We start from the raw sequence: 20468 nt of genomic DNA on the forward strand, positions 1-20468 counted from the left end.
GCGCAGTTCCACTTCGCGAGCCCAGCTGATTTCATGCCTCACTACGATCTGATCATTCGCGGCGGTCGCGTGCTCGACCCGGAAACGAAGCTCGACGCCACGGCCGATGTCGCCATCAAGGATGGCGCAATCGCTGCCGTGGGCGATGTCGGCGGGGCCGCCGTTCAGGTGGTCGATGCGGCCGGCCTCGCCGTCGTGCCCGGCTTCATCGATCTGCACGCCCATGGCCAGTCGCTGCCGGCCGACCGCATGCAGGCCTTCGACGGCGTCACCACGACGCTGGAGCTCGAGATCGGCGTGATGCCGGTGGCGCGCTGGTATGACGAGCAGGCGGCGATCGGCCGCCTTCTGAATTACGGCGCAGCGTCGGGCTGGGTGTTCGCGCGGATCGCGACGATGACGACGCAGCAGACCGCGTCCAACATCGCCGGCATGGGCGAGGCGATGCGCGACAAGCGTTGGGTCGAGGAGGTCGCCACGGCTGCCGAGACCGCCGAGATCGTCGAGCGCACGCGGCAGGGTCTGGAGCAGGGCGGTCTCGGCATTGCCTTCCCGAACGCCTACGCGCCCGGCACCGGCATGAAGGAGCTGTCGGAGCTGTGCAGCCTGGCGGCCAAGCACGACGTGCCGACCTACACGCACATCGCCTATATGTCGAACGTCGATCCGCGCAGCTCGGTCGATGCCTACACGCGGCTGATCGGGCTGGCCGGCTCGACCGGCGCCCACATGCACATCTGCCATTTCAACAGCACCAGCCTGCAGGATGTCGAGCGCTGCGCCGAGCTGGTGCAGACCGCGCAGAAGCAAGGCCTGAAGGTCACGACCGAAGCCTATCCCTACGGCACCGGCTCGACCGTGGTCGGCGCCGGCTTCTTCGCCGATCCCGCGTTCTGCCAGCGCATGGGCACCGGCTATGACGCAATCGAGATGGTCGCCGAGCGCCATCGGCTCGGCAGCCGCGACGAATTGCTCGCGCGGCAGCAGGACGATCCCGGCGCATTGGTGCTGATCCATTTCCTCGATGTCGCCGTCAACCAGCGCCACCGCGACCTGCTCGATGTCTCCGTGCTGTTTCCGGGCGGCGCCATCGCCTCCGATGCGATGCCGTGGATCCTGTCCAACGGCACGGACTACACCGGCGACGCCTGGCCGCTGCCGGATGACGCGGTGTCGCATCCGCGCTCATCGGCGACGTTCACCAAATTCCTGCGCGAATGGGTGCTGGACCGCAAGGCGGTGCCGCTGATGGAGGGCCTCGCCAAGTGCACGCTGATCCCGGCCCGGATTCTGGAACCGTCGACGCCCGCGATGCGCAAGAAGGGACGGCTGCAGGCCGGCTGCGACGCCGACATCGCCGTGCTCGATCTCGCCAGCCTGCGTGACCGCGCCGACTTCCTCAACATGAACCGGCCGTCCGAGGGCGTGCGGCATCTGCTCGTCAATGGCCGCGCCGTCATCACCGATGGCGAGCTCGTTCGCGACGTCAGGCCGGGGCAGGCGGTACGCCGTCCGGTCCTGTCATGATCGTCCCGGTCCTGCTGGTCGCCGGATCGCTCGGTGCCGGTAAGACGACCCTCCTCAACCATCTGCTCGCCAATCCGGACGGACGGCGCATCGCCGCTGTCGTCAACGACTTCGGCGCGGTCGACATCGACGCGCAATTGCTCGGCACCGTCACCGAGGAGGTGATCAGCCTCAAGAACGGCTGCATTTGCTGCTCGCTGCAGGGCGACCTGCTGCGCACGCTGTCCTCCGTCATCAAGCGCGATCCGGCACCCGACGCGATTGCGATCGAGACATCGGGCATTTCCGATCCCGCCGAAATCATCCGCAGCCTGATGGATCCCGTGATCTTCAAGGTGGCGCCGCTCGAGACCGTCGTCACCTTGGTCGACCCGCAGCGGCTGCGCGATGATCCCGAGATCGAACAGGATGTGCTGTGGCGCTCGCAGTTACGGGCCGCGGATTTCGTGCTGCTGACCAAGGCCGATCTGCTCGACCGCGCCGCGCTCGATGCGGCCCGCGCCGTCGTCGGCGGCACCAAGCCGCAATCGGCGATCTTCGAGATCGCGCATGGCGTCGTCGCGCCGGACCTGCTGTTCAGCCGCGACATTCGCGCGCCGCGAGAGCTGCCCAAGCAGGTGCCGACGATGTCGCAACCTTTCGCAACCCTCACCTGGACCTCCCGTGCTCCGCTGTCGCTGGCCCGCTTCCAGCAGGTGATCGGAAAGCTCGCGCCGCGCACCCTGCGCATCAAGGGCATCCTGCTGTTCACCGACCATCCGGGACAGCCGATCCTGTTTCAGTCGGTGGCGACGCGCGGCACCTTGGCGCCGTCGCCGGTGTCGCCCGCCGATGGCCTCACGGCCCAGCTCGTGCTGATCGGACTCGAAGGTGAGCTCGACGCCGGCGAGATCGACGCGCTGCTGCACGAGGTGATCGTCGCCTGAGATCGAAGGCCGCGCGTCAGCCCGCCTGCCGCAATGCGCCGTCCGCGGCCTCGGCCCAGGTACAGCAGCCGCCCCCGGCGCGCTTGGCGGCATAGAGCGCGCTGTCGACCTGGCGCAGCACCTCGTCCATGGACTCGTCCGTGAGCGGCCGGTCGTTCACCAGCAGGCCGGCGCTGGCGCCGATCACCACGGGGATGTCGGACAGCAGGAATGGCATCGACAGCGAGCGGATTGCTTCGCGCGCCAGCGCCAGCGCCTCGTCGCGTCCGTCCGCGCCGCCCGTCACCGGCTTCAGCAGCATGAACTCATCGCCGCCGAAGCGCGCGGCGAGACCGCCCTGGCCGACACAGCTCGATAGCCGGGCTGCGACCTGACGCAGCAGGTCGTCGCCGGCGTGGTGGCCATGGCGGTCGTTGACGGGCTTGAAGCCGTCGAGATCGATGGCAATGATCGCGACAGTCCGGGTCGTGCGTTCGAGCGCAGCCAGGAAGGCCGCCCGGTTGGGCAGGTCGGTCAGGAAATCATGGTTGGCCTGGCGGGCCAGCGCGTGCTTGGCCTCGAGCCGCTCGATGAACGCGGTGCTGAGATGGCGCGAGGCTTCGCGGATCGAGAACCAGAACAGCACCAGCAGGACGGCCCCGAGCTGATAGGGCAGCTCCGGGCGCATCAACCCGGCGATGAGCGTCGGGGCGAGCAGCACGGCGGTTGTCGTCAGCACGACCCACGGGCGGATCGCCGCGCGCGACACCATGCCGACGCAATAGGACATCGACAGGCCGAAGGCGATCCATGCGCCCGGAGCATCGTTGAGCTGGAACGCGCGGAAGGTGAGAGCGCCAAGCGCAAGGCCGAAGGCGGCGGCGCCCGCGGCGTAGACTTTCTCCCAGAGGATCACGTCGCGATCGGACAGGCGTCCCGCATATTGTTTGTAGCGCAGCAGGCTGACCACGCGACCGATGGCGTTGACGATGATCGCGAACGTGATCGCGATGTAGCCGGGATCGCCGTGCAGGACCGCAAGCGTGACCGAGCCGGTGATGGCGGCCGCGTTGATCGACATGACCTGCGGCAGAGACGTGTACAGCAGATCGACGAGCTCGCGCCGGATCGCCGGGTTCGGATGGATGAATCTGGAAAGCAGCCCATGTCCCATGGGAACACCATGGGACACCTTTCCTAACAGTTGATGGGCGCGAACGATTCGCGCGACGAAGGTTCGGAGTTACCTTAAATCTTCGTCAATCGCTCAGGGGGCGCGGCTGGGGTCGGTGGTTGGATAGACCGGCGTCGCCGTCGACATCCGCGAGGGCATCGGCGCCGCCGCCGCCACTTTCGGTGCCTCTGCCTTCGGCGTCTCCGCCTTGATGTCGGACTTTGGCGGCTCGAGCTTCAGCGGCCGCAGCGGCTGACGCTTCGCCATCGCGTCGAGTACGGCGCGGTTCGTCTTCTCGATGCGCTTTGCGGCCGCGACGTCGGCAAAGGCGCGGTCGAACTTGCGCATGCGATAGAACACGATGCCGCGGTCGATATAGGCCTCATGGTAGCGGGGATCGAGCTGGATCGCCGCGTCGAGATCGGCCAGCGCCGCCGCGAAGTCGCCCTTCTGGAACGCGGCCATGCCGCGATCGTGATGGGCCTGGGCCTCGTTCGAAGCCGTACCCCCGGCGAGCATTGTATCCGCCGTGCATGGCGCGGTCGCGCCTGCCGCGCAGGGCGCACGCTCCTGCTCGGCAGAATAGACCGTGTCGATCTTGCTGACGCGTAGCGGAAGCGGATCGGATACCGAGGCATTGCTGCCCGATGCGCTGCCGACCGTTGCGCTGGCAGCCGTCTCGCCGCCGGAATTCGCGGCCGCATCGCCGGTCGTCGCCGCGTCGGTGGCGCTATCGATCGGTTTGGCGGGAACCTCGTTCGGCTTGACCTTGTTGGTCGCAACCACGATCGGCTTGAGCGGCGCGACGGAAGCCGACGACATGTGGGTGAACAGCAGGTAGCCGGTTAGCGCCACGGCGGACGCACCGGCCAGCGCCATTACGCCGGACGCGACCTTGTGGACCTTGGCGACGACGGCCAGCTTGGAATCCTGCTGATGCTCGTCCTGCGCGGCGCCGAGCAGCCGGTCATAGGCCGTGCGCTGCTCCTTGTCGCCGAGAATGTCGTTGGCGCGGATGATCTGTCGAAACCGCAGCGCGGCATCCGGATCGCCGGGATTGACGTCGGGGTGGCTCTCTTTGACCGCTTTGCGGAAGGCCGCCCGGATATCGTCAGCGTCATCGTCCGGAAGAGCTCCGAGTAAATCGTAAAGCGTCTTCATCGTCGTTCTCGCTGCAGGCTTCCCTCGTCTCCGATCGAAATTCCTACGGCGAATTTACGCTGGAGCACTCGTACTAACTCTTTCCGCTTCGCATGATGGTTGGTCAATCCGGCGGAAAAATGACTGAAAATGGCGAAGTTCGTAGCCATTTTTGCCGTGTTTGAGGTCATCGCGCTCGTCCTTCTTCGCCACGGTGCGCGCAATCCCAGATTGAATCGCTGCCCTCTGACCGCCTCCGCCGCGGGACATGCACCTATGGTGGAGAGAAAGTTTGAAGCCGGATTTAACGTGAGCTGATTGGCAGCTCGGTTTGCGGCAACACCCCGCATTCCATCGCGGCAGTGTGGCGCTGCTACACACCGGCTCTTGTCCGCTGGTGTCAGGTCCCTGAGGCAGATGTCGCTGCGGGCAACAGGCCGGGCCTGAGAAGGGCGCCTCTCGCTTCGGCGGCCGCCTTGCGGAACCAGCGACCCGGCCGCTATACCGGCCGCATGACTGAATTTCATGGTGTCTTTCCCTACCTGGCCTCGCCGATCGGCGCGGATGGAACGATCCGTACGGAGGTGCTGGGGCGTCTTTGCGACGATCTGATCCTTGCCGGTGTGCACGGCCTGACGCCGCTCGGCTCCACCGGCGAGTTCGCCTATCTCGATCGTGCCCAGCGCATGACCGTCGTGGAGACGACCATCGATGCCGCCCAGGGCCGCGTTCCCGTGATCGCAGGCGTGGCCTCGACTGCGATCGCTGACGCGGTGGCGCAGGCCAAGGCTTACCAGAAGCGCGGCGCAACCGGCATCCTGGCGGTGCTCGAAGCCTACTTCCCGGTCAACGACGCCGGCATCGAGGCGTATTTCCGGGCGATTGCCGATGCCGTCGACGTTCCCGTCGTCATCTACACCAATCCCCAGTTCCAGCGTTCCGACCTGTCGCTCGACGTCATCGCGAGCCTCGCCGAGCATCCGCGCATCAACTACATCAAGGACGCTTCGACCAACACCGGCCGGCTGTTGTCGATCATCAATCGCTGCGGCGACGCCATCAAGGTGTTCGCGGCGTCCTCACACATTCCGGCCGCGGTGATGCTGATCGGCGGCAAGGGCTGGATGGCCGGGCCGGCCTGCATCATCCCGCGCCAGAGCGTCGAGCTCTACAATCTCTGCAAGGCGTCGTGCTGGGACGATGCGATGCTGCTGCAGAAGAAGCTGTGGCGCGTCAACGAGGCCTTCGCCCGCTTCAACCTCGCGGCCTGCATCAAGGCCGGCCTGTCGATCCAGGGCTACGACGTCGGCGATCCCGTGCCGCCGCAGGCCCCGCTCTCGCCCGAGCAGCGCAAGGTCGTCGAAGAGGTACTGCGCAGCCTGGGGTGAGCTAGCCCCGGCTTTGGCCCCCGCTCTCTCCTCATCGTCATTCCGGGGCAGCCCAAGGGCTGAGCCCGGAATCCATACTCCGCGACCTCTCGGGTGGGCAGACCGGGAGACATCGAGCCTCCAAACTACCGGTCGTGGTTATGGATTCCGGGCTCGCGCTGCGCGCGCCCCGGAATGACGGTTCGTCATGACGCATCAGCTTAAACACGTGTTGGCCACCGCAACGCCGATCCGCTAAGACCCTGCCAAATTCATTGAACTGACCAAGGACTGACGAATGAACATTCTTCCCAACAATATGCGGTTTGGTGCGGGGCAGCCCCTCAAGCGTCTGGAGGATCAGCGGCTGCTGACCGGGAAGGGGCAGTTCATCGACGACAAGGCGGAGGACGGCGCGCTGTGGCTCTACGTGCTGCGCTCCCCGCATGCGCATGCCAGGATCCTGTCGATCGACACCGCCGCTGCCCGCGAGATCGCGGGCGTGCAGGCGATTTACACCGGCGCGGACCTCGTCGCTGACGATGTCGGCACCATTCCGACCCTGGCAATCTTCAAGCGTCCCGACGGCAAGCCGATGACGGTGCCGCCGCGCCGCCTGCTTGCCCATGAGATCGTCCGCTTCACCGGCGAGGCGGTCGCCGCCGTGGTCGCGACCTCGCGCACGGTCGCGCAGGAGGCCGCGGAAGCGATCGTCGTCGATTACGAGGTGCTGCCGGCGGTGACCGATCCGGTGAAGGCGATCGCGCCAGGCGCGCCCGTGGTCTGGGCGGAGGCGCCCGACAACGTCGTCGCCGCGATGAGCTATGGCGATGCCGCCAAGGTCGAGGCGGCGTTCGCCGGCGCCGCGCACAAGGTCTCGCTCGACATCACCAGCCAGCGCCTGGTGCCCTCGGCGATGGAGCCGCGCTCGACCATCGCCGAGATCGAGAAGAAGACCGGCCGGCTGCTGCTGCACGTGCAGTCGCAGACCCCGGCCTCGACTCGCGACGTGCTGGCGGAAGCCGTGCTGAAGCGCCCGAAGGAGAGCGTGCGCGTGCTGGTGGGCGACATCGGCGGCGGCTTCGGCCAGAAGACCAACCTCTATCCTGAGGACGGCATCGTCGCCTATGCCGCCACCAAGCTTAACAAGAAGATCCGCTGGCGCGCCGAGCGCACCGACGAGTTCGTCGGCGGCACGCATGGCCGCGACCTCACCTCCACCGCCGAGTTCGCTTTGGACGCCAAGGGCAGGGTGCTGGCCTATCGGGTGCGCTCGATCGGCGCCACCGGCGCCTATTCGTCGGGCGCGGCCAACATCATCCCGCTGGTGCTCGGGCCGTTCGTGCAGACCGGCGTCTATGATCTGCCGCTGGTGCATTTCGAGGTGAAGACCGTGATGACGCATACGGCGCCGGTCGGCGCCTATCGCGGTGCCGGACGCCCCGAGGCGGTGTTCATCGTCGAGCGGCTGTTCGATGCGGCCGCGCGCCAGATCGGGATCGATCCGCGCGCCATCCGCAAGACCAACTACATCAAGCCGGCGCAGCTCCCCTACACCAACGCCGTCGGCCAGGTGTATGATTCCGGCGCCTTCGCCCACATGCTGGAGCGCGCGTCCAAGCTTGCCGATTGGGACGGCTTCAACGCGCGCAAGCGCGAGGCGAAGAAGCGCGGCATGCTCTACGGCCGCGGCCTGACCAGCTATATCGAATGGACCGGCGGCCGCGCCCACACCGAGAAGGTGTCCTTGCACGCGACCTCCGAGGGCCGCGTCATCCTGCATTCCGGCACCATGGCGATGGGGCAGGGCCTGCAGACCACCTACACGCAGATGATCTCCGATACGCTCGGCATTCCGCTGGACAAGATCGACGTCGTGCAGGGCGACACCGATCTCGCCACCGGCTTCGGCAGCGTCGGCTCGCGCTCGCTGTTCGTCGGCGGCACGGCGGTGGCGGTGTCGTCGAACGACCTCATCACCAAGGCGCGGGAGAAGGCGTCGAACCTCTTGGAGACCGCGGTCGAGGACATCGAATATCGCGACGGCTTCCTCACCGTCGTCGGCACCGACCGCCGCATCAGCCTGTTCGACATCGCCGGGAAGGAGCAGGGCGCCAAGCTGTCGGTCGACAGCGAGGGCGAGGTCGACGGTCCGAGCTGGCCGAACGGCACGCATGTCTGCGAGGTCGAGATCGATCCGGAGACCGGCATCAGCCGCGTGGTGCGCTACACCACGGTCGACGACGTCGGCGTCGCGGTCAATCCGATGCTGGTCGCCGGCCAGATCCATGGCGGCGTCGCCCAGGGCATCGGCCAGGCGCTGTACGAGAACGTCGCCTACGATGCCGACGGCCAGCTCCTGACCGCCACCTATCAGGACTATTGCATCCCGCGCGCCGACGACGTGCCGCCGATCGTGGTCACGCTCGACGATTCCGCGCCGTGCAAGACCAACCCGCTGGGCGCCAAGGGCTGCGGCGAATCCGGCGCCATCGGCGGCCCGCCCTGCGTCACCAACGGCGTGATGGACGCACTGTTCGAGCTCGGGATCACCAATTTGCAGACGCCGCTGACGCCGGAGAAGGTGTGGGCGGCGATCTCCGAGGCGAAGGCGGCAAAGGTCAAAGCGCCGGCCTGAGCGAGCGCGCGGGACGCTCCCGCGCCGGACGTGCTCCTGTTGCGTCGCTCAACGCGCCGATCTGCGCCGGGCTGTTCGGTGACGAGGGCGGCGAGGGTTACGCCCGCATCTGGTCGCGCCCCTGCATGCGCAGCGGCGACTGATCTTGCTGCCGTCATAGCTCGCCATTCCGCGGGCAGCCCGTCAGGGCTGAATCCGGAATCTCGAGATTTTCGGTGCAATTGTGCACCTGAGGGGACGATGCTGTCGGATCGCGCCGCCACGCTCGGCAAGACAGCGATCTCATGCGAATCGTCGCGGCGCCGCGACCGACGATGATTGACCCAGATCAAGGTCGCCGACTCGCACTCGCCTCTAGATTGTATTGAACACGACGAGGAGCGCGACCATGCGACGGTGTGCGGGCGTGATGAGCGGGGCGATGGCTTTGGCAATCGTCGCGTTTGGATCATCTCTGGCGGACGCGTGTTCGCGCGTCCTCTGGGCCGATAATGGTCAGGCCGTTGTCACCGGGCGCAACATGGATTGGCCCGAAGACATGCGCACCGATCTCTGGGCCTTCCCGCGCGGCCTTGCGCGCAAAGGCGAGAGCGGCGACGACAACGAACTGAGCTGGACGTCGAAATACGGCAGCGTCGGCGGGGCGGTTTATAATCTGGCGATCGCCGACGGCATGAATGAAAAAGGTCTTGTCGCCAACCTGCTGTGGCTCTCCGAGAGCGATTACGGAAAGCGCGATCTCAAGCGCCCCGGCCTCGCGCTGTCGCTATGGGCGCAATACAACCTCGACAACTTTGCCACCGTTGCCGAGGCGGTGGCCGACATCGAAACCGGTCGCTATCAACTCATCGCCGCCGGCATGCCCGGATACGCGACGGCGACCGTGCATTTGTCGCTTTCGGACGCGACGGGCGATTCGGCGATCATCGAAATCGTCGATGGCGGCAAGGTGCGCGTTCATCACGACCGCCGCTATCTGGTCATGACGAACTCGCCGCCCTTCCCCGAGCAGCTCGCCAATCTGAAGAAATACCACGTCTTTGGCGGCACCGAAGCGCTGCCGGGGACGAGCGAAGCGGCCGACCGCTTCGTCCGCGCCGCCTATTACATCCAGAACCAGACCAAGCCGTCGGACACCCGCCAGACCGTGGCCCGCATGTTGTCCGTCATGCGCAACGTGGCGCAGCCTTTCGTGCGGCCAGACCCGAAGCGACCGGAGGCGTCGCATACGATCTGGCGCGCCGTCGCCGACTCGACCGACCGGCTCTATTTCTTCGAATCGACACTCAGCCCGAACATCGTCTGGGTCAACTTGCCGCTGTTGGACCTTTCCGTCGGCGCTCCGATCCGCAAGCTCGACCTGTCCGGGGCGGACAGGGATCTGGTCGGCGAGGTGAGCAGCCAGTTCAAGCCGGCCGCGCCGCTGGAATTCAAGAAAGGCGGCTCCTGACAGGGCAGAGCCCTACGGACAGATACAACGTCATCTTTATATCCGCGTTGTGGCGCTCGCACGCCGCGCGACATGACTGCGGAGCGCTCGCCGTGAAGCCCTGCCACCGCACTGGGCTGGAAGCGCCGCGCCGTTTGTTAAGGACGGATTGTGGTGCATTGCTGCACTGAGGCTATGCGCCGGCGATGCTACCGCATTAGAGTATTCGTGCCACATCAGCACCTCTTGCTTTGGTCATGCCATGATCACGCACGACAGCGGCCCGGATGCCGACCGCAAGGTAAGGATTTCTCCGGTCAACTCGCACAATGAGTGGGATCCACTCGAGGAAGTGATTGTCGGAAGGCTCGAAGGCGCGACGATTCCATCCGCTCATCCGGTCGTCGCCTGTAACATTCCCGGAATGGCTGCACGGGCGCAAGCGCTGCTCGGGGGCTTTCGCTATCCAAGGATGATGATTGAACCGGCTCAGCGCGAGCTCGATGGCTTTATTGCGCTGTTGCAGTCGCTTGGCGTGGTGGTCACCCGGCCGGAACCGGTTGATTTCAAGAAGCGCTTCAGCACGCCCGAATGGTCTTCGCGCGGTTTCTGCAACTCCTGCCCGCGCGATAGCATGCTGGTGATCGGAGACGAAATCATTGAAACGCCCATGGCGTGGCCCAGCCGCTATTTCGAGACCCATTCCTTTCGTCCGGTCCTGAAGGACTATTTCCGTCGCGGCGCCCGCTGGACTGCCGCGCCACGGCCGCAACTCACGGACGAACTGTATAACGCCGATTTCAGACGGCCCGAAAACGGTGAGCCGATGTCATATATTCTGACTGAATTCGAACCGGTGTTCGACGCTGCCGATTTCGTCCGCTGCGGGCGCGATCTGTTTGTAACCCTCAGCAATGTCACCAATGCATCCGGCATCGAATGGCTGCGCCGCCATCTCGGCGACGGCTATCGCATCCACGAGATCGAGAGCCGCTGTCGTAACCCGATGCACATCGACACGACCATTTTGCCGCTGGGGCCGGGCAGGCTTCTGATCAATCCCGAATACATCGACGTCAGCCGCCTCCCGGACATACTGAAGAAATGGGACATTCTCGTCGCTCCCGAGCCTGATCCGATCACCGATCGCTTGCTCAATATCACGTCGCTCTGCGGAAAATGGCTCAACATGAATGTACTGATGGTGGACGAAAAGCGCATCATCGTTGATCCGCATCATGTGCGAACGATGCGTGCGATCGAGCAATGGGGTTTCGAGCCGATCCCCTGCGAATTCCTGCATTACGCCGCATTTGGCGGCGCATTCCATTGCGCGACACTCGACATCAGGCGGCGCGGGGCGCTCGAGAGCTATTTTTGAGGATTGGCACGCCTATCCGGACTCGAGGCGCAGTCCGACGATGCCAAGTACAATGAGACCAATCGAGGCGAGCCGGGTCGCGGTCGTCGGCTCGTCGAACAGATAGATTCCGAAGAGAGTGGCGACGGCGATGCTCGCGCCGGTCCACGCGGCGTAGGCCGTGCCCATCGGGATCGTCTTCACGGCGAGGCCAAGACAACCGACGCTGGCGCCCATAAAACCCACGGTGACCAGGATCGACGGCAGGCGCGAGAGACCTTCGGAATATTTGAGAGCGATCAGCCAACCCACCTCGCAAAGGCTGCCAATGAATAAGATCACCCAGGCCATGAGAGGTTCTCCCAAAAGATGGGCTTAACGATCCTCGACGGAGTTCGTGTCAGAATTCCACGGTCTCGCTATTCTGCCAACTCATTCCGCCAAGCCCTTACACTTTGCAAGTGCACGCTGGAAGGCTCCCGGCCTTCCCTGCGCGCTCTCGATCTTCGAAAGGGCATGTCGATCGCAAGACCCGGGCGTGATCCGCCGCGGGACGACGACGTCATGTCCGCTGCTGTTTGAGCTGTGAATCTGGACGTGGATCGACTGCTGTCGACCGATCCACCGGCAGCTCCAGTCGCACACTGAAGTCGCCTGCCACTCCGCTGAACCGCAGCCGGCCACCATGGGCCTGCGCGACCTCGCTCGCAATGGCGAGGCCAAGGCCTGAGCCGTGGGAGCCGTCGCCCTTCTGGAACGGGGTCAGCAGGCGTTGCTGCGCGTCGGCTGCGATCCCAGGTCCGTCGTCCCAGACCATGATCGCAACATGCGTCGCGGTTCTTTCCACCGTCACCATCAGCCGGGTCCGCGCGCCATGCGCCAGTGCGTTGTGGATGAGATTGGCGAGCGCCTCGCGCAGGCTGATGGCGTCGGCGGCGAGCATCACCTCGTCCTCCGATGGCACGAAGCTGACGGAGACCTCGCGATCGAGAGAGAGCGGCACGCTCTGCGACAGCACCGATTTCGCCAGCGCGTTGATATCGACCGCGGCGAAGCGCGGTGCTTGGGCGCGGTGCTGGATCATGGCGTGATCGAGCAGTTGGCTGGTGAGGCGGGCGAGATCCGCGATGCGGCCGCGCAGCCTGTCGAGCGCCCTCGGGTCCTTGGTCTGATCGCTCAGCAGCTCGACCTCGGCATCGATCGCCGCCAGCGGCGTGCGCAGCTGGTGGGTGGCGTCGGCGATGAAGCGCTGCATCAGCGCGATGCGCTCGGCGAGGCGCTGCATGAAGCCGTCGATCGCGCCGACCAGCGCGCGCACCTCGCGCGGCGGCGTGATCGCGATCGGGCTGAGATCGTCCGGCCGTCGCTTGACGATCTCGGCCTCGATCCGCGTCAGCGGCGCGAACACCAGCCGCAGGCAGAGCGCAGTCGCCACCAGCGCCAGCAGGCTCATCGCAGCGATCAGGCCGATCGCCTTGGAGGCGAGATCCCAGGTCAGCGCGTCGCGGGCGCGCAGGGTCTGCGCCAGCACGATCTCGCTCCAGCCGTCGCCGGGCGCGCCGTCGAGCTTGCGCGCCACGGCCGCGATGCGCACCGCCTGGTCGCGATAGATGCCGTCTCGCAGGACGACGCCCTCACGCAGCGCCCTGGCGGGCGCGGTGACGGCGAGATCGTCATAGCCGGCGACGACGACGCCGCGCGGATCGGTGACGCGATAGAACACGAGGTCATAGGCCGACAATGTCGCAAACGCCGCCGCCGGCGGATCCAGCGTCACGACGCCACCCTGCATGTAGATGTTCTCGGCGATCTGCACGGCGCCGCCGGCGAGCAGCTTGTCATAGGCGTCGCGCGCGGCGGTGGCTGCATATTGCCAGGCGGCGAGGCTCAGCACGACGGCGCCGACGGCCAGGATCGCGCCGATCGCGATCAGCAGCCGCGCGCGCAGCGAGGTCCTGAGGTCACGAAGCGTGGAGCTGATAGCCAAGGCCGCGCTCGGTCTTGATCTCGACGGATGTCGCCGCCAGCTTGCGCCTGAGACGCGCGACGAACTGCTCGACGGCGTTGGGGCTCGGATCCTGGTCGAAGCTGAAGAGCTGCTCGACCAGCTCCTCCTTGGCGACGTAACGCCCAGGGCGTGCGGCGAGGATTTCCAGCACGGTCAGCTCGCGCCGCGTCAGGTCCAGCGGTTGGCCGGCGACGCTGGCGGTGCGCCCGGCGCGGTCGATCACCAGCGGCCCCAGGGTCAGCAGATTGTCGGACTGGCCGGCGGCCCGGCGCAGCAGCGCCCGCGCCCGCGCCTCCAGCTCGCGATAGTCGAACGGCTTGATCAGGTAGTCGTCGGCGCCGAGGTCGAGCGCGCCGATCCGGTCGTCGACCGCCGAGCGCGCGGTCAGCACCAGCACCGGCGTGCGCAGGCCGCGCTTGCGCAGGTGCTTGAGCACGGCAAAGCCGTCCATGTTCGGCAGCATCACGTCGAGCACGATAAGGTCATAGGTCTGCACCTCGATCAGCTCGCTCGCGGTGCGGCCGTCCTTTTCCCAGTCGACGGCATAGCCGATCCGTTCGAACCGGCTGGTCACGGCGGCGCCGATCTCGGGCGTGTCTTCCACCAGCAGGATGCGCAAGGTCTTGTTGTCCGCCTCGGAGTCAGGTTCGCGTCAGTCTCCTCCTCTATCACTTCGAATAAGGGCGCCGAAGTGCACCGAGCGAAATTTCGCATTGCAATATAAAGGAGGGGAGGACGATGACCGTCCATCAATCGCCATCTCAGTTCGAGCCGCTGCTCTCGGTCGAGGGCGTGACGCTCCAGTACAAGACGCCGGACACCTTGGTCACGGCGACCTACCGCGTCGACTTCAAGGTCTTCGATTCCGACCGTTTCGTGCTGCTCGGCCCCTCCGGCTGCGGCAAATCCACGCTTCTCAAGGCGATCGGCGGCTATCTGAAGCCGACCGAGGGCCGCATCCGCCTCAAGGGCCACGATGTCAGCGAGCCCGGCCCGGACCGCATGATGGTATTCCAGGAGTTCGACCAGCTGCTGCCGTGGAAGACGGTGCGCGAGAACGTCGTGTTCGCGCTGACCGCCAGCGGCCGGCTCGGCACCGCGGAAGCCAACGAGCGCGCCAAGTCCTATATCGACAAGGTCGGCCTCACCAAGTTCATCGACTCCTATCCGCATATGCTCTCCGGCGGCATGAAGCAGCGGGTCGCGATCGCCAGGGGCATGGCGATGGAGCCCGACGTGCTCTTGATGGACGAGCCGTTCGCCGCCTTGGACGCGCTGACCCGGCGCAAGATGCAGGACGAGCTGCTGCAGCTCTGGCAGGACACCCGCTTCACCGTGCTGTTCGTGACGCATTCGATCGAGGAGGCGATCAAGATCGGCTCCCGCATCCTGCTGCTGTCGCCGCATCCCGGCCGCGTCCGCGCCGAGCTCAACAGCGTGCCGCCGGGCACGATGGGCTCGCCCGAACAGGTCGCCCTCGAAGGGCGCATCAACGACATGCTGTTCGGCCAACACTGAGACGAGGAGAGCATCCATGAGCGAGACGCTGGCGCTGCGCCCCGAAATCGTCAATGCAGACACGCCCCTCGGCGACGTCAAGGTCGAGGCGAGCCTGTCCTGGCTGGAACGCATCTACCACGTCGGTGCGGTCCGCAAGGCCATCATCCTGGTGGCGCTCGCCGCGCTGTGGCAGGCCTATGGCCTGTGGCTCGGCAATCCCCTGTTGTTTCCGACCTTCACCGACACGCTCTCAGCCTTCTTCGAGAACATCGGCAACGGCATCATCCCTGCGCGCACCCTCGTGTCGCTGGAGACGCTGCTGATCGGCTACGGCATCGGCATCGCGCTGGCGGCCGTGCTGACCACGATCGCGATCGGCTCGCGGATCGGCGCCGACATGCTGGAGGCGCTGACCTCGATGTTCAATCCGCTGCCGGCGATCGCATTGCTGCCGCTGGCGCTGATCTGGTTCGGCCTCGGCAAGGGCAGCATCATCTTCGTGCTGGTGCATTCGGTGTTGTGGGCGATCGCGCTCAACACCCATTCCGGCTTCCGCTCGGTGTCGAACACCTTGCGCATGGTCGGCCTGAACTACGGCCTGCGCGGGTTGAAGCTGGTGCGCTTCATCCTGATCCCCGCCGCATTTCCGGCCATCCTCACCGGCCTGAAGGTGGGCTGGGCCTTCGCTTGGCGCACCCTGATCGCGGCCGAGCTGGTGTTCGGCGTGTCCTCGGGGTCCGGCGGCCTCGGCTGGTTCATCTTCGAGAACCGCAACCAGTTGGAGACGGCCAACGTCTTCGCCGGCCTGTTCACCGTGATCTTCATCGGCCTCGTCGTCGAGAACGTCGTGTTCGCGACCATCGAGCGCAAGACGGTGCGGCGCTGGGGCATGCAGCACTGAATTTCGAGTTATAAGCACAACAACAGGGAAGGAGACGACCATGTCCTGGAGCAAATCATTCACGGCCGCCGCGCTCGGCCTCACCGCGCTGCTCGGCGCCACCGGTGCTTCGCAGGCCGAGGTCAAGGAGATCAGGCTCTCCAAGGGCTACGGCATCCTCTATCTGCCGCTGATCGTGATGGAGGATCAGAAGCTGATGGAGAAGCAGGCGGAGAAGGCCGGGCTCGGTCCGTTCAAGGTTAACTGGCAGATGCTCGACGGCGGCAACATCATCAACGACGCGATGATGGCCGGCTCGCTCGACATCGCCGGCACCGGCGCCCCCGGCTTCATCACGCTGTGGGCCAAGGCCAAGGGCATTCCGGCGGTGGAGGTGGTCGGCGTCAGCGGCCTCAGCTCGACCTCGCTGTGGATGAATACCAACAATCCTGAGATCAAGTCGCTGAAGGATTTCAAGCCGAGCGACAAGATCGCCCTGCCGGGCATCAAGACCTCGCTGTCGGCGGTCATGCTGCAGATGATGGCGGCGCAGGAGTTCGGCAAGGAGAATTACGCCAAGCTCGATCCGATGACCGTCGGCCTGCCGCATCCGGAGGCGCTGGCGGCGCTCACCTCGGGCAAGACCGAGATCACGGCGCATTTCACCTCGCCGCCGTTCTCCTACATCGAGCTGAAGGATTCGAAGATTCGCCGCGTTGCCAATTCCGCCGACGTGCTCGGACGGATGACGATGGACGTGGTGTTCGCGCCCAAGCGCTTCGTCGACGCCAATCCCAAGGTCGTGCAGGCGTTCCTCGATGCGCTCGACGAGGCCTGCACGCTGATCGCCAACGACAAGGCTGCCGCAGCCGAGATCTATGCCCGCACCGCCAAGGTGAAGACCACCAAGGAGGACGTGCTGGAGATGCTGCAGGACAAGGACACCTGGTTCTCGTCGACGCCGGAGGGCGTGCTGAAGATCGCCGAGTTCATGCACGGCGTCGGCTCGATCAAGGTCAAACCGGCGAGCTGGCAGGACATGTTCGTGACCCAGCTACGCGACCGCAAGGGCAGTTGAGCGTAAGCGCCTATGGTGTCGTCCGGGGCGCGCGGATGCCCCGGAATGACGGGGTGTGTGGTTGGCGCAGGCCCATCATCCAGCCGCGAGTCCCGCTGCAAAGACGACATTGCCTCTCTCCGCCGGTCATTCCGCGCGAATGACCCGCATCCGCGGCAGACCCGGAACCTCCCTGAACCGACGCACCGGCCGCCGCGACCCATGTCCGGCGGCCGGCTGCCGTCATTGCGCCGTCGCCAAAGCTGTGCTGTGTGAAGGCGGTACAACCGGATGAAGAGGGGGACGCGCGATGCGGAGATTGCTGACCGTGCTGGCGGCACTGATGACGCTGAGCCTGACCAATTGCGGCTACAACGCCATCCAGACCAATGACGAGCAGGTCAAGGCGGCTTGGTCCGAGGTCGTCAACCAGTATCAACGCCGCGCCGACCTCGTGCCCAACCTGGTCAACAGCGTCAAGGGCTTTGCCCAGCAGGAGAAGGACGTGCTGCTCGGCGTCACCAACGCCCGCGCCAAGGTCGGCAGCGTGCAGGCCACGCCCGACGTCGTCAACGATCCCGCGGCGCTGCAGAAGTTCCAGGCGGCGCAGAGCGAACTGACCGGAGCATTGTCGCGGCTGCTGGTCGTCACCGAGAATTACCCCCAGCTCAAATCGGACGCGCTGTTCCGCGACCTGATGTCCCAGCTCGAAGGCACCGAGAACCGCATCACGGTGGCGCGCAACCGCTACATCAAGGCGGTGCAGGAGTACAACGTCGGCATCCGCACCTTCCCGAACAACCTGACCGCGATGGTCTTCGGCTACAAGGAAAAGGCCAACTTCACCGTCGAGAACGAGCGCGAGATATCGGTCGCGCCGAAGGTCGATTTCAACGCGCCGTCGCCTGCGCCGTCGAAATAGCCGGAGCAGGGAATCGTGCGCGCGCTGCCGGTCCTCAAGGCGCTGCTTGCGACGCTGTTCGTCTGCCTCGCGACGATCGTGCTGGCGGACGTCGCGGTGCCGCAGCTCACCGGCCGCGTCGTCGACCAGACCGGCACGCTGTCCTCCTCGGAGATCGCAGGCCTCACGCAGAAGCTGAAGGACCTGGAAACCCGCAAGGGCAGCCAGGTCGCGGTGCTGATCGTGCCGACGACGCAGCCGGAGACCATCGAGCAGTTTTCGCTCCGCGTCGCCGAGGCCTGGAAGATCGGGCGCAAGAAGGTCGACGACGGCGCGCTGCTGGTGATCGCCAAGAACGACCGCAAGCTGCGCATCGAGGTCGGCTACGGCCTCGAAGGCAGCCTCACCGACGTCACCGCGCGGCGCATCATCGACGAGGTCATCACGCCAAGATTTCGCAGCGGCGATTTCGCCGGCGGCATCGACGCCGGCGTCGACCGCATCATCGGCGTGATCAATGGCGAGAGTCTGCCGGTGCCGCAGCCGCAGGCCTCGCACGGCACGGATCTTGATATCGACACCATCTCCTCGTTCGCACCTGTCGCCTTCTTCGGTGCGATCTTTATTGGTGGCGTGCTGCGGGCCTTGTTCGGGCGGCTGCTGGGTTCGCTTGCGACCGGCGGCGCGCTGGGGATTCTGACCTGGGTGCTTGTGGGATCGACCACGCTTGCGCTGCTGTCCAGCGTGGCCGGCATCGTCATTGCCTTCATCGCCGGCGGCTTGTCCTCGTCGATGCCGACGTCGGGCGGGCGCCGCGGCAGCGGCTGGTCGAGCGGCTCGTCATCCGGCGGCTGGAGCAGCGGCAGCTCGAGCGACAGCGGCAGCTTCTCGGGCGGCGGCGGCAGTTTTGGTGGCGGCGGCGCCTCGGGCAACTGGTGAGGACGAGGCGCGCGACCATGAGCATCAGGCGGATCGGCCGGCATCTCCTGCATCATCACTGGCAGCTGAAGCGCATCTTCACGCCGGCTGTGCTGGCACGCATCGAGCAGGCGATCAAGGACGGCGAGCGCACCCATGCCGGCCAGCTTCGCTTCGTCGTCGAGGGCGCGCTCGACGGCCGGCCGTTGTGGCGCGACCAGCCGCCGCGCGAGCGCGCGCTGGACATCTTTTCCAACCTGCGGATCTGGGACACCGCGCACAACAACGGCGTCCTGATCTACCTGCTCTTGGCCGATCGCGACGTCGAGATCATCGCCGATCGCGGCATTCATCGACATGTCGGCGCCGAAGGCTGGGAGACGATCTGCCGCGCGATGGAAGCGGAGTTTCGCGCAGGCCGCTTTGAGCGGGGCGTGGTCGATGGCATTGCCGCGGTGTCACGCGAGCTCGCCAGGCACTACCCGCCGCATGCCGGCGATCCCAACGAGCTGCCCGACACACCAGTGGTGCTTTAGCTCCGATCATACCGGTCGCGCTCACTTGCCGGTCGCGCTCATCCTGGCTGGACGTGAGCGCGCACCCCTCTCGCCAATGATGCGGATGGAAAATACGTCCGCAACTCACGCCGTCGCAGCTCATGCGCCGTAGCGTTCCGCCATCGCCCGCGCCAGCTCGGCCATTTTCGCACGCAGCTCGGGCGGGTCGAGCACCTCGGCCTCGGGCCCGAAGCGCAGCAGCTCGCCGGCGGCATGCCACAGCGTCGTTCCGATCGGGATCGTCACGATGCGCCAGCCGTCGGCATCGGTGTCGTCGGCGAGGCGCGTGCGGGCGCGCACGTAAGGCTGGCTCCACACCTCCAGCAGCTTCACACCGAGCGCTGACAGGCGCACCGTCGCCTGCTTCGGATGCAGCTCCGCCTCCAGCCGCTCCGTCGCGGCGCGCCAATAGGCGGCGAGGTCAAAGTCTGCAGGTCGCGCGAAGCACTCGTCGGTCACGGCACAGTCGAGAATGCGCGCGACGCGATAGGTGCGCACGCTGCGCTCGACCTGCCCGGCGAGATACCAATTGCCGCCCTTCAGCACGAGGCCGAGCGGCGCGACGCGGCGGCGCTTCTCGGCACGCCAGGTCTGATAGCGGACGTCGACCATGACGTCGCGGAGCAGGGCGTCGGCAATGGCGCGCAGATGCGTCGGCTCCTCGGACTCGCCGAACCAGCCAGGCGCGTCGAGATGGAAGCGCGCCTGCATGCGGCCGGCATTGGCGCGCAGGCTTTGCGGCAGTGCCGCCACCAGCTTGGTCTGCGCCGCGCTCATCGCGCCATCGAGCCCGAGCGCGGCGGCGGGGCCCGGCAGGCCCGCCATGAACAGTGCGTCGGTTTCCGTCGGCGACAGCCCGTTCAGCCGCACGCGATAGCCGTCGAGCAGGCGGAATCCGCCTTCGGCGCCGCGCTCGGCATAGACCGGGATGCCCGCCGCGGCGAGCGCGTCGATGTCGCGATAGATCGTGCGCACCGAGACCTCGCAGGCGCCTGCGAGTTCGGGCGCCGTGACCTGTCCCTTGGCCTGCAAGGTGGTGAGGATGGAGAGCAGCCGGCTCGCGCGCATGCCCTTCTTTAAACATACCTGACACACCTTGTCAGGTAT

At 65.9% G+C, this 20468-nt stretch carries 19 protein-coding genes; 13 read left to right on the top strand and 6 right to left on the bottom strand.

The features are described from left to right. Positions 1 to 33: 33 nt before the first annotated feature. Positions 34 to 1527, top strand: a complete 1494-nt coding sequence (locus ACQR1E_RS24100) for an amidohydrolase family protein (RefSeq protein WP_316203704.1) — start codon at positions 34 to 36, stop codon at positions 1525 to 1527. Next, positions 1524 to 2453, top strand: coding sequence for a CobW family GTP-binding protein (locus ACQR1E_RS24105; protein WP_315826046.1), 930 nt, complete (start codon positions 1524 to 1526; stop codon positions 2451 to 2453). The genes ACQR1E_RS24100 and ACQR1E_RS24105 overlap by 4 nt, the downstream gene beginning before the upstream one ends. A 16-nt stretch (positions 2454 to 2469) precedes the next feature. Here ACQR1E_RS24105 and ACQR1E_RS24110 read toward each other — a convergent pair whose 3' ends face one another. Continuing rightward, a complete protein-coding gene (locus ACQR1E_RS24110; RefSeq protein WP_315713953.1) occupies positions 2470 to 3606 on the bottom strand; it encodes a GGDEF domain-containing protein in 1137 nt (378 codons plus the stop codon). A gap of 93 nt (positions 3607 to 3699) precedes the next feature. Further along, positions 3700 to 4767: a J domain-containing protein gene (locus ACQR1E_RS24115; protein ID WP_315752637.1), complete on the bottom strand. Its 1068-nt coding sequence runs from the start codon at positions 4765 to 4767 to the stop codon at positions 3700 to 3702. Between the two features lie 129 nt (positions 4768 to 4896). On the opposite strand from ACQR1E_RS24115, the gene ACQR1E_RS24120 reads away from it, so the two are divergent. The 5 genes from ACQR1E_RS24120 (at position 4897) to ACQR1E_RS24140 (ending at position 11561) form a co-directional block, all read left to right on the top strand. Next, positions 4897 to 5064, top strand: coding sequence for a hypothetical protein (locus tag ACQR1E_RS24120; protein ID WP_315713955.1), 168 nt, complete (start codon positions 4897 to 4899; stop codon positions 5062 to 5064). A 194-nt stretch (positions 5065 to 5258) separates the two neighbouring features. Further along, entirely contained in the window at positions 5259 to 6134 is an 876-nt protein-coding gene (locus tag ACQR1E_RS24125; protein ID WP_434897647.1) for a dihydrodipicolinate synthase family protein, read from the top strand. Positions 6135 to 6411: 277 nt separating this feature from the next. Next, positions 6412 to 8751 carry a xanthine dehydrogenase family protein molybdopterin-binding subunit gene (locus ACQR1E_RS24130; protein ID WP_316169452.1) on the top strand — a complete coding sequence of 780 codons (2340 nt, stop codon included), beginning with the start codon at positions 6412 to 6414 and terminating at the stop codon, positions 8749 to 8751. 409 nt (positions 8752 to 9160) lie between these two features. Next, positions 9161 to 10201 (top strand): linear amide C-N hydrolase, encoded by a 1041-nt coding sequence (locus ACQR1E_RS24135; protein ID WP_434841782.1) that lies wholly within the window; start codon positions 9161 to 9163, stop codon positions 10199 to 10201. A gap of 241 nt (positions 10202 to 10442) precedes the next feature. Then, positions 10443 to 11561, top strand: a complete 1119-nt coding sequence (locus ACQR1E_RS24140; protein ID WP_315826049.1) for an amidinotransferase — start codon at positions 10443 to 10445, stop codon at positions 11559 to 11561. Positions 11562 to 11573: 12 nt separating this feature from the next. Here ACQR1E_RS24140 and ACQR1E_RS24145 read toward each other — a convergent pair whose 3' ends face one another. From ACQR1E_RS24145 to ACQR1E_RS24155, 3 genes are all read right to left on the bottom strand, one after another. Beyond that, positions 11574 to 11891, bottom strand: a complete 318-nt coding sequence (locus ACQR1E_RS24145; RefSeq protein WP_315713960.1) for a DMT family transporter — start codon at positions 11889 to 11891, stop codon at positions 11574 to 11576. Positions 11892 to 12102: 211 nt separating this feature from the next. Beyond that, positions 12103 to 13527 (bottom strand): sensor histidine kinase, encoded by a 1425-nt coding sequence (locus ACQR1E_RS24150; RefSeq protein ID WP_316194783.1) that lies wholly within the window; start codon positions 13525 to 13527, stop codon positions 12103 to 12105. After that, positions 13502 to 14167, bottom strand: coding sequence for a response regulator transcription factor (locus tag ACQR1E_RS24155; RefSeq protein WP_315713962.1), 666 nt, complete (start codon positions 14165 to 14167; stop codon positions 13502 to 13504). Before ACQR1E_RS24155 ends, ACQR1E_RS24150 begins: the two co-directional genes overlap by 26 nt. A gap of 119 nt (positions 14168 to 14286) precedes the next feature. Between ACQR1E_RS24155 and ACQR1E_RS24160 the strand changes: the two genes are divergently transcribed. From ACQR1E_RS24160 to ACQR1E_RS24185, 6 genes are all read left to right on the top strand, one after another. Then, positions 14287 to 15066, top strand: a complete 780-nt coding sequence (locus tag ACQR1E_RS24160; protein ID WP_315713963.1) for an ABC transporter ATP-binding protein — start codon at positions 14287 to 14289, stop codon at positions 15064 to 15066. 16 nt (positions 15067 to 15082) lie between these two features. Continuing rightward, complete coding sequence (locus ACQR1E_RS24165) at positions 15083 to 15949, top strand: ABC transporter permease (RefSeq protein ID WP_316169448.1); 867 nt, start codon at positions 15083 to 15085, stop codon at positions 15947 to 15949. A gap of 40 nt (positions 15950 to 15989) precedes the next feature. Further along, a complete protein-coding gene (locus tag ACQR1E_RS24170) occupies positions 15990 to 17006 on the top strand; it encodes an ABC transporter substrate-binding protein (RefSeq protein WP_315713965.1) in 1017 nt (338 codons plus the stop codon). A gap of 289 nt (positions 17007 to 17295) precedes the next feature. Beyond that, on the top strand, positions 17296 to 17907 hold the full coding sequence (locus ACQR1E_RS24175; RefSeq protein ID WP_315713966.1) for a LemA family protein: 612 nt from the start codon (positions 17296 to 17298) through the stop codon (positions 17905 to 17907). A gap of 15 nt (positions 17908 to 17922) precedes the next feature. Further along, entirely contained in the window at positions 17923 to 18825 is a 903-nt protein-coding gene (locus ACQR1E_RS24180; RefSeq protein ID WP_315826051.1) for a TPM domain-containing protein, read from the top strand. Between the two features lie 17 nt (positions 18826 to 18842). Continuing rightward, complete coding sequence (locus ACQR1E_RS24185; RefSeq protein ID WP_315713968.1) at positions 18843 to 19340, top strand: TPM domain-containing protein; 498 nt, start codon at positions 18843 to 18845, stop codon at positions 19338 to 19340. A gap of 120 nt (positions 19341 to 19460) precedes the next feature. On the opposite strand, the gene ACQR1E_RS24190 is transcribed toward ACQR1E_RS24185, so the two are convergent. Beyond that, positions 19461 to 20429, bottom strand: a complete 969-nt coding sequence (locus ACQR1E_RS24190; protein WP_315826052.1) for a helix-turn-helix transcriptional regulator — start codon at positions 20427 to 20429, stop codon at positions 19461 to 19463. Between the last annotated feature and the right edge of the window lie 39 nt (positions 20430 to 20468).

The organism is Bradyrhizobium sp. HKCCYLRH1030, from assembly GCF_051168395.1.
Taxonomy (GTDB): domain Bacteria; phylum Pseudomonadota; class Alphaproteobacteria; order Rhizobiales; family Xanthobacteraceae; genus Bradyrhizobium.